General features: G+C 68.8%; 3 protein-coding genes. 1 reads left to right on the forward strand and 2 read right to left on the reverse strand.

Annotation, left to right across the window (positions count from 1 at the left end; all coding sequences use genetic code 11):
* Positions 1-45: 45 nt before the first annotated feature.
* Together LXT21_RS15405 and LXT21_RS15410 are read right to left on the reverse strand one after the other, a co-directional pair.
* A complete protein-coding gene (locus LXT21_RS15405) occupies positions 46-12,060 on the reverse strand; it encodes a non-ribosomal peptide synthetase (RefSeq protein WP_254038888.1) in 12,015 nt (4,004 codons plus the stop codon).
* Between the two features lie 202 nt (positions 12,061-12,262).
* The gene (locus tag LXT21_RS15410; protein ID WP_407666989.1) at positions 12,263-15,058 is read right to left on the reverse strand and encodes a YncE family protein; all 2,796 of its coding nucleotides are present in this window, start codon (positions 15,056-15,058) and stop codon (positions 12,263-12,265) included.
* 262 nt (positions 15,059-15,320) lie between these two features.
* Here LXT21_RS15410 and LXT21_RS15415 point away from each other — a divergent pair, with 262 nt between their 5' ends.
* Positions 15,321-16,268: a pirin family protein gene (locus tag LXT21_RS15415; protein WP_254038889.1), complete on the forward strand. Its 948-nt coding sequence runs from the start codon at positions 15,321-15,323 to the stop codon at positions 16,266-16,268.
* The last annotated feature ends 506 nt before the right edge of the window (positions 16,269-16,774 follow it).

Here is a 16,774-nt window from a genome sequence, read left to right on the forward strand (position 1 = left end):
GTTTCTCTCCCGGAGCGTGGAGAAGATCAATGCCGCAGGGACGACTCAGCTCCCTGATTGTCGGGACTCCTCGCGCTGTTCGAGTCGGCGCATGAAGTCATTCAGGTGTCGAGTCAGGGTCGTGACGTGTGGCGGTTCGATCATCGTCTGGTGATTTCCCGGGACTCCGATGAGCTCCAGTCCGCCGCGCACCAGCTCCTGCCATGGGCGCTCGGGGTGGAGCGGATGGGGCGGGGTGTACTCCTGGGCGCGCAGGTAGATGGCGCGGCCCTCGGTGGGGCCGGGCTCGTAGCTGAACAGCGCGCGCATGTGCGCCTTCCAGACGGAGAGGAACACCTGCAGGTCCACCAGCGAGAACGACTCCGGCACCGTGGCGCCATCACGTGCGCGGCGCAGCACCTCGAGCATCTGCGCCTGTGGCTCCAGTCCGCGCAGCAAGGTGATGAGCTCAGGAGACGAGTCCCCGAAGATCGCCGCGAGCAGCTCCGCGTCATCCTCGAAGCGCGTGGGGAGCTGGCCCGGGCCGGGCGTATCGAGGAAGACGAGCAGCTCGGGAGGCCCGCCGAGCTGTCGCAGCCGCTGCGCCATCTCGTAGACGATGGTGCCGCCCATCGAGAGGCCCACCAGGTAGTAGGGCGGCTTGGGACGCAGTTGGAGCAGGGCCTTCAGGTGCACCGAGGCGAGCTGCTCGACGGTCTGGAGCGGCTCGCATTCGCCGTTCACGCCGGGCGCCTGGAAACCGTAGACGGAGCGCTCGGGGCCGAGCGCGCGGACCAGCTCCTGATAGCAGAACACCGTGCCCCCAATCGGGTGCATGCAGAGCAGCGGCGGCAGACGGTCGTCACGCCCTTGTTGGAGCAGGACGACGCCGTCGGGCAGTGATGGTGCCTTCGTTGAGGAGGCCACGGGCGCGCGCTGCTCCTCGAACCACGCGGCGAGCGCCGCCACCGTGGGGCTCTGGAAGAGGACCTGCAGTGGGACCTTGAAGCCGAAGCGCTCGGACAGCTTCGCGACGAGCTGCGCGGCGAGCAGCGAGTGGCCACCCAGGTCGAAGAAGCTCGTCGTCACGCTGAGGACCTCGCGGCCCAGCACCTGCGCCCACAGTGCCGCGAGCTCTTCTTCGAGTGGCGTGCGAGGTGCCACGCGCGTCGAATCGTCGGCGGACATGCTGGGTCGAGGCAGGGCGCGGTGGTCGACCTTTCCATTCGCGGTGAGGGGCAGCGCGGACAACACCACGAAGTCCGAGGGCAGCATGTGAGGCGGCAAGGAACTCTGGAGGAGGTCGCGGAGCGCGCGAGGCGACAGCTCCGGAGCGCTCGCGACGTAGCCGACGAGGCGCCGGTCGCCCGGGATGTCCTCGCGGACGAGGACGATGGCGTCACCCACGTCGGGATGGGCCCGCAGCGCGGACTCGACTTCGCCCAGCTCGATGCGGAAGCCGCGCAGCTTCACCTGGTTGTCGGCCCGGCCGACGAAATCCAGCGCGCCGTCGGGGCGAAGCCGGACGAGGTCTCCGGTGCGGTAGAGCCGAGCGCCGGGCGTCGTCGCGAACGGATGCGGGATGAAGCGCTCCGCGGTGAGGTCCGACCTGTCCCAATAGCCCCATGCGAGTCCGTCGCCCCCGACATACAGCTCGCCCGTCACGCCCGTGGGGACGGGCCAAAGGTGCGCATCGAGCACGTAGGCCGTGCTGTTGGCGATGGGCCGGCCGATGGGCACGGAGTGTTCCTGTGGCGTGCTCACGGGGTGCCAGGAGCTGAACGTGGTGTTCTCCGTGGGGCCGTAGACGTGGAGCAGCCGCTGGGGAGCGCCGGACGAGAGGACCCGATTGACGCACGCGAGGTCGGCGTTCTCGCCGCCGAAGAGGAGGAAGCGCAGGCCGGAGAAGGCCGAGGGCTCCGTGCGTGCGACGAGGTTGAAGAGCGCGGTGGTGAGGAACAGCGCGGTGATGCGCTCTTCGCGCAGCCGGCGGGAGAGCATGGCCGGGTCGATGACGTCGTCCTTGTCGAGGATGACGAGCGTCGCGCCGTTGAGCAGTGCGCCCCAGAGCTCGAAGGTGGAGGCGTCGAAGGCGATGGTCGCGGCCTGACCGACACGGTCGTCGGGCCCGAGCTGGACATAGTCCGAGCCCGACACGAGACGGAGGACGGCGCGGTGCGGAATGCAGACACCCTTGGGCCGGCCCGTGGAGCCCGAGGTGTATGTGACGTAGGCCAGGTCCTCGGGGCCGGTGTCACGCGCGAGTCGGTCCGTCGCTCCCTCGTCGGTGAGCGAGAGGGCGTCGAGGCACAGCGGCGCGGCGATGTTCTGGGGAACGCGGGACACGAGTGAGGTCTGCGTGACGATGCACTGGACCTGCGCGTCACGGGCCATCAACTCCAGTCGCTCGGAGGGATAGTCCGGGTCGAGCGGCACGTAGGCACCACCGGCCTTGAGGATGGCGAGCAGCGTGACCACCAATCGGGGCGAGCGGGGCAGGCACACACCGACCCGAGGCCGGGCGCGACTCACGCCCTGCGCGCGAAGCAGGTGCGCGAGCTGATGGGCCTGTCGTTCGAGCTCCGCGTACGAGAGCACCGAGTCGCCGTGCTGGAGCGCGATGGCCTCCGGCTGCCGTGCGGCCTGCGCCTCGAAGAGGTCGACGATGGAGGAGTCGGCCGGGTAGGCGCGAGTGGTGTCGTTCCACTCGACGAGCCACTGGTGACGCTCCTGTTCGGAGAGCAGGTCGAACGCGTGGATGGATGCGTGGGGGTGCCGGGTCACATGCTCCATCAGCGCGCGGAGATGTCGCGCCATGCGCTCGATGGTCGCGGGTGAGAACAGGGCCGTCGCGTATTCGAAGACGCCCACGAGCCCGTCCGCGGACTCCTCCAGGGAGAGCGTGAGGTCGAACTTCGACGTCCCCGGATGCAACTCCATCGTGTCCACGGTGACGCCTGGGAGTTGAAGCTGCCCGGTGGGCGCATTCTGGAGAGCGAACATGACCTGGAGGAGAGGGCCATGAGAGAGGGAGCGCTCGACGCGGAGTTCATCGACGAGCTTCTCGAAGGGGAGCTCCTGATGGGAGTAGGCGGAGAGGCAGACGTCGCGAGTGCGGCGGAGGAGGTCGAGGAAGGAAGGGTTGCCGGAGAGGCGAGCGGGGAGAGGGAGAGTGTTGACGAAGAAGCCGACGAGGGATTCGAGCTGGTGGCGGGTGCGATTGGCGATGGGAGAGCCGACGAGGAAGTCGAGCTGGCCGGAGTAGCGGGAGAGGAGGAGTTGGAAGGAGGAGAGGAGCGCCATGAAGAGGGAGGCGCCCTGCTGGCGAGCGAGAGAGTCGAGAGAGGAGCGAAGGGAGAGGGGAAGAGAGAAGCGGTGAAGAGCGCCGTCGAAGCGCTGGAGGGAGGGGCGAGGGAAGTCGGAGGGGAGGGAGAGGAGGTGAGGGACGCCGTCGAGGAGGCGAGTCCAGAAGGAGAGCTGAGAGGAGAGGACGGTGCCGGAGAGGTGGGAGCGCTGCCAGGAGGAGAAGTCGGCGTACTGGAGGGAGAGGGGAGGCAGAGCCGAGGAGGAGGAGAGCTCGCGGTAGAGGACGCCGAAGGACCAGCCGTCGGAGATGATGTGGTGGAGGTTGAGGAGGAGGACGTGGCGCCGAGGGGCCAACTGGAAGAGGCGGGCGCGGAAGAGCGGACCGTTCACCAGGTCGAACGGCGCCTCGGCTTCGAGTTGCACGCGTCGCGCGGCTTCCTCGTCGGGTGACTCCGCGGAGGAGAGGTCGAAGAACTCCCAGGACAGCTGCGCGGAGTCGTGGATGTGCTGAGTGGGAGTCCCGCTTCCAGGGAACGTCGTGCGAAGAGATTCGTGTCGGTCGACGAGGCGCTGGAGGCTCGCGCGGAGCGCCTCGGTGTCGAGTTCGCCCTCCAGCCGGAGCGCGAAGGGCATGTTGTAGACGCCCTGTTGTTCGTGGAGCTGGCTGAGGAACCAGAGTCGCTCCTGCGCGAAGGAGAGCGGAGGCGCGGTGTCCCGGGGCCTGCGAGGGATGACCTCGGAGTCGTGGCCCGAGGACGCGGTTCCGAGGAGCTTCTCCACGGCGCGCGCGAAGCGTTCGAGTGTCGGCGCCTCGAAGAGCAGCTTCACGGGAACCGTGACGCCGAGCGATTCCCGGGCCCGTGAGACGACCTGGGTCGCGAGCAGCGAGTGCCCGCCCAGGTCGAAGAAGTTCGCGGTGACGCTGAGCTGTTCGAGCTGGAGGACCGAGGACCAGATGGCGGCCAACGCCACTTCCAGCGCGGTGCGAGGCGCCACCAAGTCCTCCACGGTGCCGCCCTCCGGCGCTGGGAGCGCGCGTCGATCGACCTTGCCGTTCGGTGTCAGCGGCAATGCCTCGAGCACGACGAAGGCCGACGGCACCATGTGCGCTGGGAGCTGGCTCCGCAGATGCTCACGAAGCACCGTCTCGGATGCAGACGTCGCGGCGTAGGCCACGAGGCGCCGGTCTCCCGGCGAGTCCTCCCGGACGAGGACGGCGGCGTCTCGGACGTCGGGGTGTGCACGCAGCGAAGCCTCGATCTCACCCAGCTCGATACGAAAGCCGCGCAGCTTCACCTGGTGGTCCGCGCGTCCGACGAACTCCAACGCTCCGTCAGCGCGAAGTCGGACGAGGTCTCCAGTGCGGTAGAGCCGAGCCCCCGGAACCGAAGAGAACGGATGCGGGACGAAGCGCTCCGCGGTGAGGTCGGGCCTGTTCCAGTAGCCCCACGCGAGGCCCTCGCCACCGACATGCAGCTCGCCGGTGATACCGATGGGCACAGGCTGACCGTGGACATCCAGGACGTAGGCCGTGCTGTTGGACACGGGGCGGCCGATGGGAACCGAGTGCTCCTGTCGCTGACGCACCGGGTACCAGGTGCTGTACGTGCTGTTCTCTGTCGGGCCGTAGAAGTTCGCGAGCTGACCGGGAGCGCCGTAGGTGAGCACGTCGTTCACGCAGTCCGGGTCCGCGGCCTCTCCACCGAACCCCAGCCATCGCAGACCCTTGAAGCTCTCCGGCCGGGTGCGCGCGACGAGATTGAACAGCGCGGTGGTGAGGAAGAGGGTGGTGATGCGCTCCTCCTGGAGGCGCCGGTCGAGCAGCACCGGGTCGATGACCTCCTCCTTGTCCAGGATGACGAGCGTCGAGCCGTTGAGCAGTGGCGCCCACAGCTCGAAGGTCGAGGCATCGAAGGCGATGGTCGCGGCCTGTCCGACGCGATCATCCGGGCCGAGCCGGATGTGGTCGGCATCGCGAACCATGCGCACCACACCGCGATGCGGAATGCAGACACCCTTGGGATGGCCCGTGGAGCCCGAGGTGTAGATGATGTGAGCCAGGTCTTCGGACGTGCTCTCGCGAGGAAGCGCGGTCGCCTCGAGCTTCGTCAGTTCCTCGCCCAGTGCTTCGAGACTCAGTACCGGGGCATCCGGGGTGAAGCTCGAGCGGAGTGCGTCGAGGCTCACGATGACGACAACCCGTGAATCACGGGCCATGAAGCCGAGTCGCTCGGAGGGGTAGTCCGGGTCGAGCGGCACGTAGGCGCCACCGGCCTTGAGGATGGCGAGCAGCGTGACGACCAGCTCGGGATGCCGCGGCAGGCAGACGCCGACCTGCGGACGCTCACGGCTCACTCCCTTTCCTCGGAGCAGTCGCGCGAGACGATTGGCGCGAGCGTCGAGCTCTCCATACGTGAGGCTCGTCGACCCATGCCGCACGGCGATTCCCTGGGGACGAAGGGCCACCTGCTCCGCGAAGAGGTCGATGATGGACGCGCCGGCCGGGAAGGTGCGAGCCGTGTCATTCCACTCGACGAGCCACTGTTCGCGCTCCTTCGCGGAGAGCACGTCGAGAGAGCGGACGGGTGCGTGAGGGGTTCGCGCGACCTGTTCCATCAGGTTTCGAAGGTGCTCGGCCATCCGCGCCATGGTGGTCGGCGCGAACAGTGACGTGGCGTACTCGAAGACGCCGTTCAGGCCGTGAGGCGTCTCTTCGATGAAGAGCGTGAGGTCGAACTTCGACGTCCCGGGATGCAGCTCGAGATGATCGACCGTGACGCCCGGCAAGGTGGGCGGAGCACCTGGCGCATTCTGGAGAGCGAACATGACCTGGAGGAGAGGGCCATGAGAGAGGGAGCGCTCGACGCGGAGTTCATCGACGAGCTTCTCGAAGGGGAGCTCCTGATGGGAGTAGGCGGAGAGGCAGACGTCGCGAGTGCGGCGGAGGAGGTCGAGGAAGGAGGGGTTGCCGGAGAGGCGAGCGGGGAGAGGGAGAGTGTTGACGAAGAAGCCGACGAGGGATTCGAGCTGGTGGCGGGTGCGATTGGCGATGGGAGAGCCGACGAGGAAGTCGAGCTGGCCGGAGTAGCGGGAGAGGAGGAGTTGGAAGGAGGAGAGGAGCGCCATGAAGAGGGAGGCGCCCTGCTGGCGAGCGAGAGAGTCGAGAGAGGAGCGAAGGGAGAGGGGAAGAGAGAAGCGGTGAAGAGCGCCGTCGAAGCGCTGGAGGGAGGGGCGAGGGAAGTCGGAGGGGAGGGAGAGGAGGTGAGGGACACCGTCGAGGAGGCGAGTCCAGAAGGAGAGCTGAGAGGAGAGGACGGTGCCGGAGAGGTGGGAGCGCTGCCAGGAGGAGAAGTCGGCGTACTGGAGGGAGAGGGGAGGCAGAGCCGAGGAGGAGGAGAGCTCGCGGTAGAGGACGCCGAAGGACCAGCCGTCGGAGATGATGTGGTGGAGGTTGAGGAGGAGGACGTGGCGGCGAGGGGCCAACTGGAAGAGGCGGGCGCGGAAGAGCGGACCGTTCACCAGGTCGAACGGCGCCTCGGCCTCGCGTTGGAGCGCCTCCTGGAGGTCGTCAGGAGCTGAGGTCAGGTCGACGACCCGCCAGTCGAGGTCCATGTCCTCGGAGATGACCTGCGTGGGAGTTCCATCTCCAGGGAAGCGCGTGCGGAGAGACTCGTGACGAAGGACGAGGGCTCGAAGACGCTCACGAAGCGCGGGGACGTCGAGCTCACCTTCGAGCCGCAGCCCGAAGGGCATGTTGTAGACGCCCTGTTGGTCGTGGAGCTGGCTGAAGAACCAGAGTCGCTCTTGTGCGAACGACAGGGGCAGCGCCGAGGCCCGGCTCACCTTGGGGATGAGCGTGGACTCAGTGGGCTGGGACTCGCTCCTGAGCTGTTCCACCACGCGCGCCAGGGATTCGAGGGTGGGGGACTCGAAGAGGGCGCGGACGGGAACGTGGACGCCGAGCGTGCCCTGGATGCGTGAGACGACCTGGGTCGCGAGCAGCGAATGCCCACCGAGGTCGAAGAAGCTCGCGGTGACGCTGACGCGCTCCAATGAGAGCACCGTGCTCCAGATGGCGGCGAGCTGTGACTCCAGCTCCGTGCGGGGCGCGATGAAGTCCCCGGCGTCGAGCAGGCCGAGGTCCGGAGTCGGGAGCGCGCGCCGGTCCACCTTCCCGTTGGGTGTCAGCGGAAGCGAGTCGAGGACGATGACCGTCGATGGGACCATGTAGCTGGGGAGCTGCTGTCCCAGCTCCTCGCGCAGTCGCGCTCCCTCCACCTGCGTCACGGCATAGGCCACCAGGCGTCTGTCACCCGGAGTGTCCTCACGCACGAGGACCGCGGCGTCACGGACCTCGGGATGCGCACGCAGCGCGGCTTCAATCTCCCCCAGCTCGATGCGGAAGCCACGCAGCTTCACCTGATTGTCGGCGCGGCCGATGAACTCCAGCTCTCCGTCAGGGCGAAGCCGGACGAGGTCTCCGGTGCGATAGAGCCGAGCCCCCGGCGCCGAGGAGAACGGGTGGGGAACGAAACGCTCGGCGGTCAGGTCGGGCCTGTCCCAGTAGCCCCACGCGAGGCCATCACCACCGACGTGCAGCTCACCGATGACGCCCACGGGCACGGGTTGTCCATAGGCATCCAGGACATAGGCGGTGCTGTTGGACACAGGGCGCCCGATGGGCACCGAGAGCTCCGAGGACGGCCGCGCCCGGTACCACGTGCTGTAGGTGCTGTTCTCGGTGGGGCCGTACCCGTTCACGAGCGCGCCAGGAGCTCCATGGGACAGCACGCTCTGGAGGCACGTGGCATCCGCGGCCTCTCCGCCGAAGATGACCCAGCGCAGGCCTGAGAAGGCATCCGGATGCACGCGCGCCGTGTGGTGGAAGATGGCGGTGGCCACGACGAGCGCGGAGATGCGCTCCTCGCGCAGCCGGCGAGCGAAGACCGTGGGCTGGATGAGCTCGTCCTTGTCGAAGATGACCAGGGTGGCTCCGTTGAGCAGGGCGCCCCAGATCTCCAACGTGGAGAGGTCGAACGTCACGGTGGTGACCTGGGCCACGCGGTCGTCGGGCCCCAGTCGGACCTGGTCCGGGTCCAGCGCCATGCGCGCCACGCCTCGGTGCGGGATGCAGACGCCCTTGGGGCGCCCCGTGGAGCCCGAGGTGTAGATGATGTGGGCCAGGTCCTCCGCGGTGCTGTCGCCCGGCAGCGGCGTGGCGTCAGCGCGCTCCAACGTGTCGAGCCGCACCGTGTGCCACGGCCCCTCCGGCAGCCGCGCACTCAACGTGCCGTCGGACACGAGGGCCGTGAGTCGTGCGTCGTGGGCCATGAAGGCCAGTCGTTCGGTGGGGTGCTCCGGGTCGAGCGGGACGTAGGCTCCGCCCGCCTTGACGGTCGCCAGGAACGCGACGATGAGGTCGGCGGAGCGGGGCAGGCACACGCCGACCTGGGGACGCCGACGGTCGACGCCCTGCGCGCGCAGCACCCGGGCGAGCGCATTGGCGCGGGCCTCGAGTTCGGCATACGTCAGGTCGAGCCCACCGTGCCGCACGGCCACGGCGTCGGGGCTGCGCGCCACCTGGGCGGCGAAGAGCTCTCCGAGTGACGCCTGTGACGGGTACGCACGTGCCGTGTCGTTCCACTCGACCAGCCACTGTTGGTGCTCGTCCTCGGAGAGCAACGAAGCCCGGGCGCAGGGACGTTCAGGCGCACGGACGAAGGACTCGGCGAGCTGGACGAAGCGCTCCGCCATCCGCGCGACGGTGCTCGCGGAGAACAGCGCGGTGGAGTACTCCAGGGCACCACGCCATCCGTGGGCTGAAGGCTCCACCGAGAGGAAGAGCTCGAAGCGCGCCGTGCCGGTGTCCATCTCCAGCGGCGCGACCTGAACGCCTGGAAGCCGAAGCTGTCCACCCGGTGCGTTCTGGAGCGCGAACAGCACCTGGACCAGCGGGCTGCGCCCCGACTCGCGTTCGACGTGGAGCTCATCGACGAGCCGCTCGAAGGGATGCTCCTGGTGTGCGTAGGCGCCGAGGCACACGTCACGGGTGCGACGGAGGACCTCGCGGAAGGACGGGTTGCCCGAGAGGCGGGCGGGGAGGGGGAGGGTGTTGACGAAGAAGCCGATGAGCGCTTCGAGCTGGGGCCGCGTCCGATTGGCGATGGGCGAGCCGACGAGGAAGTCGAGCTGACCGGAGTAGCGGGAGAGCAGGAGCTGGAAGGTGGCCAGCAACGCCATGAAGAGCGTGGCGCCCTCATCCTGCGCGAGCCCTTCGAGGGCTTCGACCAGCGGCAGCGGAAGCGAGAAGCGGTGGAGCGCGCCCTCGAAGCGCTGACGCGATGGGCGCGGGAAATCGGTGGGCAGTGTGAGGACGTGAGGCACACCGTCCAGCACGCGCTTCCAGAATGTCTGCCGCGTGGCGAGGACGTCGCCCGAGAGCTGCACCCGCTGCCACGACGAGAAGTCAGCGTACTGGATGGACAACGGCAACAGGGCCGCGTCCTTGCCCTCGAGTCGCGCGGCGTACTCGGCGGTCAGCTCACGGAAGAGGACGCCGAAGGACCAGCCGTCGGAGATGATGTGGTGCAGGTTGAGCAACAGCACGTGTCGATGCTCGGCCCACGTCACGAGCATCGCTCGGAAGAGAGGCCCCCGTGCCAGGTCGAAGGGCCGTTCGGCTTCCTCCTGGAGCAGTCCTCGCGCTGCTCCTTGGGACGCGGCGGACCGACGCTCCAGCGTCACGGACCACGACTCCAGGACATGCTGTTCAGGCGCCCCTTCGCCGGGGAAGCACGTGCGCAGGGACTCGTGCCGGGACACCAGCGCCTGGAGGCTCTGCTCCAGCACGGAGACTTCGAGCGGCCCGTCCAACTGGAACGCCATCGGGAGCGAATAGACGGCGCTGCCCGGCATCCACCGGTCGAGGAACCACAGTCGCTGCTGGGCGAACGAAGGGGCTCGGCGCTCGTCTCCCACGGCTCGCGGGATGAGGCCGGCATCCTCTGTCCCCGGAGCCTCCTCGAGTCCCGCGCACAGCTCGCGCAGGACGGGCCGGTCGAAGAGGGCCCGCAGCGGGATGTGTCGGCGCGTCGCCTCACGCATGCGGGTGACCGCCTGGGTCGCGAGCAGCGAGTGGCCTCCCAGGTCGAAGAAGTTCGCGGTGGCGCTCACCGCGTCCACCCCGAGCACCTCCGCCCAGATGCGCGCGACGGTCTGCTCGAGCACCGTCTGCGGCGCGATGAGCTCCGAGCCCGCGTGGGGCGCGGGCAGTCGCGCGCGGTCCACCTTGCCATTGGGCGTGAGCGGCAATTCCTCCATCACCACGATGGCGGACGGGACCATGTGGCCGGGGAGCTGGCGCTGGACGTGCTCACGCAGCTCCGAGGACGTGGCCCTCGCGACGACATACGCGACCAGTCTCCGGTCTCCGGGCGAGTCCTCACGGACGAACGCGAGCGCCTCCGTCACACGCGCGTGCTGGCGCAGCGCGCTCTCCACCTCACCCAGCTCGATGCGGAAGCCTCGCAGCTTCACCTGATGGTCGCGCCGTCCGAGGAACTCCACCGCGCCATCCGGTCGCACGCGGGCGAGGTCCCCCGTGCGGTACATGCGACCTCCGGGCGTGTCGCTCCACGGGTCCGGCAGGAAGCGCTCACCCGTCAGGTCCGCGCGCTGCCAGTAGCCCCACGCGAGCCCCATGCCTCCCGTGTACAGCTCACCCACCTCACCATCCGGGACGGCGCGAAGCGACTCGTCCAGCACGTACATCCGCGTCCCGGAGATGGACCGACCGATGGCCACGGCCGTGGAGTCCTCCTCCGCCAGCACGCCCCGCATCGGGTGGAAGCTGGTGAAGGTCGTGTTCTCCGTGGGGCCGTAGAAGTTGACCAGTCGCACGTCGGGGAGCTGCGCCAGGGCCTTGCGTGCATGCGGCACGGAGAGGACCTCGCCGCCGGTGAGCAGCTCGCGCACCTTCGCCGTGCCGGGCAACCCCAGCTCCACGAGCTGATGGAACAGGCCCGTGGTCATCCAGACAATCGTCACCCCCTGCGCCTCGAGGAACGGCCCCAGCTCATCCAGTCCCTTGGCCCCTTGGGTGAACACCGCCAGTCGCGCCCCGTTGAGCAGCGCTCCCCAGATTTCGAACGTCGACGCATCGAAGGCGACGGGCGCGAGCTGCAGCAGCACGTCCTCGGGCCGCACGTCGACGTAGTTGGCCCCCAACACCAACCGCAGCACTCCGCGGTGCGGTACGCAGACACCCTTGGGCCTGCCCGTGGAACCCGAGGTGAAGACGACATACGCCAGGTCATCCGGGCACACGTCCCGCGCGGGCGGATGGTGGGGGAGCCCGGCCAGCGCGTCGCCGAGCCCATCCAGACACAGGCGCACGCCCTCCGAGGGCAGGCGCGGCAGCAGCGACGTGCGCGTGATGATGACTCGCACGTCCGCGTCCTGGGCCATCAGCGCCAGCCGCTCGGACGGGTAGTCCGGGTCGAGCGGCACGTACGCTCCGCCCGCCTTGAGGATGGCCAGCAGTGTGACGAGCAGCTCCGCCGACCGCGGCAGGCAGACACCCACCCGGGGATTCTCGCGTCCGACACCCTCGGCGCGCAGCCGCCACGCGAGCTGATTGGCCCGCCGTTCCAGCTCCGCGTACGTCAGGCTCAAGCCGTCACTGGTGAGCGCCAGGGAGTGGGGCCTCAGGGCGACCTGGGCTTCGAAGGCCTCCGGGATGCTGGCCGGAGAGGAGCGCTGCGGGAGGGTCGACAAGGAGGGGGCGTCGAGCATGTCAACGCGTCGCCCCCAGGAGATGAGAGACGGTGGCTGCCGCATGCGACACGGCAGCCGATGGGATGGGGCGTCACGCGTGAGACATATCTAGGAGGCTTGGCCAGACAGACGCAAGATTGGCTGCCCCTCCCCGCCCTGGTGAGGCGGATCTGAAACCCGGCTGTGTTTCAGTCCGGTGTTCTCACGGGTGACTCGTCGGGTCCGCCGGGTTCGTTCCGGCCGCGCGCTCGTCGCCATCACGCGCGCCGTCGAGGTCCCGGTCGATGCCGATGCGCGTCCCCGAGCCGAGCGGCACGCAGGTGTACGTCAACACTCCGCCACTCGCGACGGTGGCCGCGCGCAGCGGCCCATTGCCCACGGGTGGCAGGGCTTGTCGGTCCGACGTGAACTTCCCCCCACCCACGTAGAGGAAGCCCACCTCCTGCGAGCCCATCCGGCCCTTGGCCACCAGGTCACACTCGCCCGCGTCCGCTCGCGCCACCATCAGGTCGATGCGAGGCCCCGCCACACCCACCCGCGCGGCCGTCAGCGTCACCTGCTGTCCGACGATGGGCGCCAGGTTGGTGTCGAAGGCGAGCATGAACTGCTCCATGTCCAGCTTCGCCTGGTGGCCCGCGGGCGTGTTCGGGATGCCCACGGAGTTGAAGATGGGGTGGAAGTCGAAGCCGCTGTTGAACGTGAACAGCGTGGGGACGCTGCCGTCGCTCAGGAAGCCGAAGCCCCGGACCTGGTCTCCCAGGAAGGGGTCGATGGGGGAGTTGCCGCTGACGAACGGCGCGCCGAACATGCCCACCTTCTGGTACGCGTTGCGCAGGTGCGGCACCTTCGGGAACTGCGGCTCCACGTCGAACGACGACTGGCCCGCCGTGCCGAAGAAGCCCTTGAACGGGCCCTCGGAGGGATTCGCCTGCGGGTCGATGACGTGGCACGCGCCGCAGGCGCCGTGGAAGAAGGTCGTCGTGTTCAGGAAGAAGTCCCGCCCCGCCGCCTGCGCGGGCGTCAGCGAGTTGTCCAGGTGGCGGATGGGGTTGGGCGGATAGACGACCTGGAGCGCGAAGTCGGTGAACTTCTGCATCTGCGCCGGCGTGAGCGGGGTGTCGCGGCCCAGCAGGTCCACGAAGGCTGGGTTGAACTGCTTGAAGGCCGCCGCCTCGTCATGGGAGCCCGAGTTGGGCTGCGCCGTGGCCGCGTCGAAGCCGCCGTTGCGGTCGCCTCGCCAGTGCATCGGGCCCTGGTTCGCCATGCCGCGCAGGCTCTGCGTGGCCATGGGGCCCTTGAGCGGATGGAAGGCCGTGGACTGGCCGAACGTCGGGTCGTCGCCGAACTCCGGGAGGATGGGGACGATGGGGCTCGGGTTGGCCTTCACCGCGCCGTCCGGGTTGCCCAGGTCCCACGACAGGCTGTCGAAGTCGCCGAAGATGTGGCAGCTGCCGCACGACGAATCGCCATGGCTGGAGCTCAGCCGCGCGTCGTAGAGGAAGGGCCGGCCTTCGACGACGCTCGCGGGCTCCGGGTTGTACATGGGCAGGTGGGCGATCTCCTGGCGCGTCGTCGTGTTGATGACGGAGATGGCGTTGTCGAAGCGCGTCAGCACGTAGATGCGCCGCCGGGCCTCGTCCAGCACCATGCCCGTGGGTCCGCCGCCGGAGAGGACGATTTGATTCGCCGTGCTCGGCACGAAGGTGCCGTTCTCCAGCGCGGCCGTGGAGTAGACGCCCAGCTTCGACGACCCGAACGCCGCCACGAACAGCGTCGAGCCGTCCGCCGTCACCGCCATGCCCAGCGGCTGCGCCAGGCTCTTCTCGCTCTCCGCGTTGGGTGTGGGCGCGCAACAGACGTCGTAGTCGATGTGCTTGTTGAGGTGGCGCGGCGTCACGCTCGAGCCGCCGAGCACGGTGATGCGGCTCTCGTGCAGGTGGCCACGCAGCGAGCTGCCCGCGAAGGTGCCCGGGCCCTCGAAGCGCAGATCGTTCCGCGCCTCGGTGTTGCTGACGTACACCTTCCCGTTGACCGGGTTGACGGCCATGTTGAACAGGATGGTGCCCACGCCCGAGTACACGCTCCCCGGCCCGTTGACTGGCGCGGGCGGGTTGGCGTTGGCGTTGAGGGTGAAGACGTCCTTGTCCGGGAGCGAGAAGCGCACCGATGATGTCCACGAGCGGTTCAGCACGTCCACCCAGTCCTGGCCGTTGTGTTTGAGGAGGACGCCGCACTCGGGGGCGCGGACGCCCGCGAAGTTGGTGTTGGGACCGGGGACCCCGCCCACGGCCTCGCCGCCGTCCGGCACCGCCAGCTCATGCATCACCGTGGTGCGGTTGCCGGAGTGGAAGGCCGCCGCGTACACGCGCGAGCCGTCCGGCGTCACCGCCAGCGCCCGGGGCGTGTCCGCGAACAGCGAGACGATGGTGAGTGGCGTGCCGCCCAGCGTCGAGCCCAGCTGGTCCGAGTCGAACACCCACACGTCCGCGCGGCCGATGCCCGGCGTGGTGAGCTTCGGGTCGAACGGCGCGTTCTGTCCGCGGTGCGCCGCGGTGATGAACGCGCGCCGGCGCCCGGGGCCCGCGAAGACCACGTCGCGGGGCTCGTCGCCCACGAGCAACGTCCGCGTCACCAAGCCGCCCTGGCCGTCCGCGTCCACGCGCACCACGCTGACGCTGTCCGACAGATGGTTGACGACCCAGACCTCATCGTTCGTCCGCGCGGCCACCGCCACGGGCTCCAGCCCCACGGGCACCGAGCCGCGGTGGGTGAGGCCGTTGTTCGCGACGCGGAAGATCTCCAACCGGTTGTCCGGCGTGTTGATGGCGAAGAGCAGCTTGCCATCGGGGGACAGCGCGAGCGGCCGCACCTGACCACTCTCGAACAGCGTGAAGGGCGCGGCCTGGGCGCTGGGGCCCATCGCGACTCCCGTCATCAACAACAGCGCGACGACGCTTCTTACGGCACCAACTCGAACAGCCGTACACGGGGCTTTCATGATGATGCGCTCCAGGGGTGAGTGACGAATCCCTCCCTCCGTCAGGGGAGTGACGGCAGGGTGGGAATGGGCAATCTTCCGTGGTTCCGCCCCGTGGCGTAAATGCTGGCATCACCCTGCGTGAAGGACTGACACGCGAGCGGGCCGCGCTTGACAGACGCCATTCGTTGAGTCGCGAAGGGGACGGGTGGTTGGGACTGGAGCGTCCGGACCGACCCATGGCATGTGTGGACGCGCTGGACCTTGACAGGAGTGTGAGCGGATGGCCTGGAAGATGCCCGAAGAACCCTTTGTCGACGCGGAGCCCGACTCCCTGCTGGAGACCGTCATCGTCCCACGCACGAGGGACTTGGGGGACGGCTTCGAGGTACGCCGGGCGCTGCCGTCGTCGCGGCGGCGGATGGTGGGCCCGTTCATCTTCATGGACCAGATGGGCCCCGCGGTGCTCCAGGCCGGCAAGGGGCTGGACGTGCGGCCCCATCCGCACATCGGTCTGGCCACGGTGACGTACCTGTTCGAGGGCGAGGTGCTCCACCGCGACTCGCTGGGCGTGGTGCAGCGCATCCGTCCCGGCGCGGTGAACTGGATGGTGGCGGGGCGCGGAATCGTCCACTCGGAGCGGACGCCCCCGGAGCTGCGGGTCTCATCGAACCGGATGTTCGGCATCCAGTTCTGGGTGGCGCTGCCCGGCAAGCACGAGGAGGACGCGCCGTCGTTCGTCCACACGCCGTCGGAGGCGCTGCCCGTGGTGCGGGACGGTGGCGTCGAGCTCAAGCTCATCGCGGGGGAGATGGCGGGCGCGCGCTCGCCGGTGACGACGCAGTCGGCGCTCTTCTACGCGGACGTGAAGCTGGACGCGGGGGCGCGGATTCCCGTGCCCACGGTGCACGAGGAGCGCGGCCTCTTCGTCGCGGAGGGACAGGTGGAGGTGGGCGGCGAGAGCTTCGGCCCCGGGCAACTCCTGGTGCTGCGTCCGGGCAAGGAGGTGGTGGCGCGAGGCGGCGGCACCACGCGCTCGCGGCTGCTGCTCTTCGGCGGTGAGCCGATGGACGGGCCCCGGCACATCTGGTGGAACTTCGTCTCCAGCTCGAAGGAGCGCATCGAGCAGGCCAAGGAGGACTGGACGGCCCAGCGCATCGGCCAGGTCCCCAGTGAGTCGGAGTTCATCCCGCTGCCGGAGCCCGAGCCGAGCGTGCCCCGCTATCCCTGACGTGTCCCGCGGGACGCGGGCTCTCGTCCCCGCAGGCGTCATGCGTCTGCGGGGAGTGGGGGCGGCCCGCCGAGACGCCCGGACATTGAACAGACACTCCAACCTTTCGTGAGTCCCCGCTCGGACCGAAGGGAAGCCGACGAGCGAGTGGGTCTGGCTGTGTTTGGATGGTGCCGTGAGGCTCTCGGTGTCATTGCTTGCGTGTCGGCCTGGGGGCGGTTGTCTCCGCCCGGAGCCGCGGATGGGTATGCGCGACTGAGAGGAGTTGCCGCGCTCGCGACGGCCCATGGCGTGGGCGAGCTGAGCTGGGGCCCCTGGGCAATCGCTGACCCTGCTCATCGAGAAGCCCGAGCCGCTGGCGCAGGCCGTGCGTCTCCAACGAGAGGGCCGTCTGGTGTTCTGCCGCGCTTCTGACGCTTGGCGGCATTGCCTCTCAGGGGCGCGCATGGGCAAATCCCTCTCAGGATGGTAATCTGGGAGGGCCGTACAACCCATGGACTTGTTCC

It is taken from the genome of Myxococcus guangdongensis (genome assembly GCF_024198255.1).
Classification (GTDB): Bacteria; Myxococcota; Myxococcia; order Myxococcales; family Myxococcaceae; genus Myxococcus; species Myxococcus guangdongensis.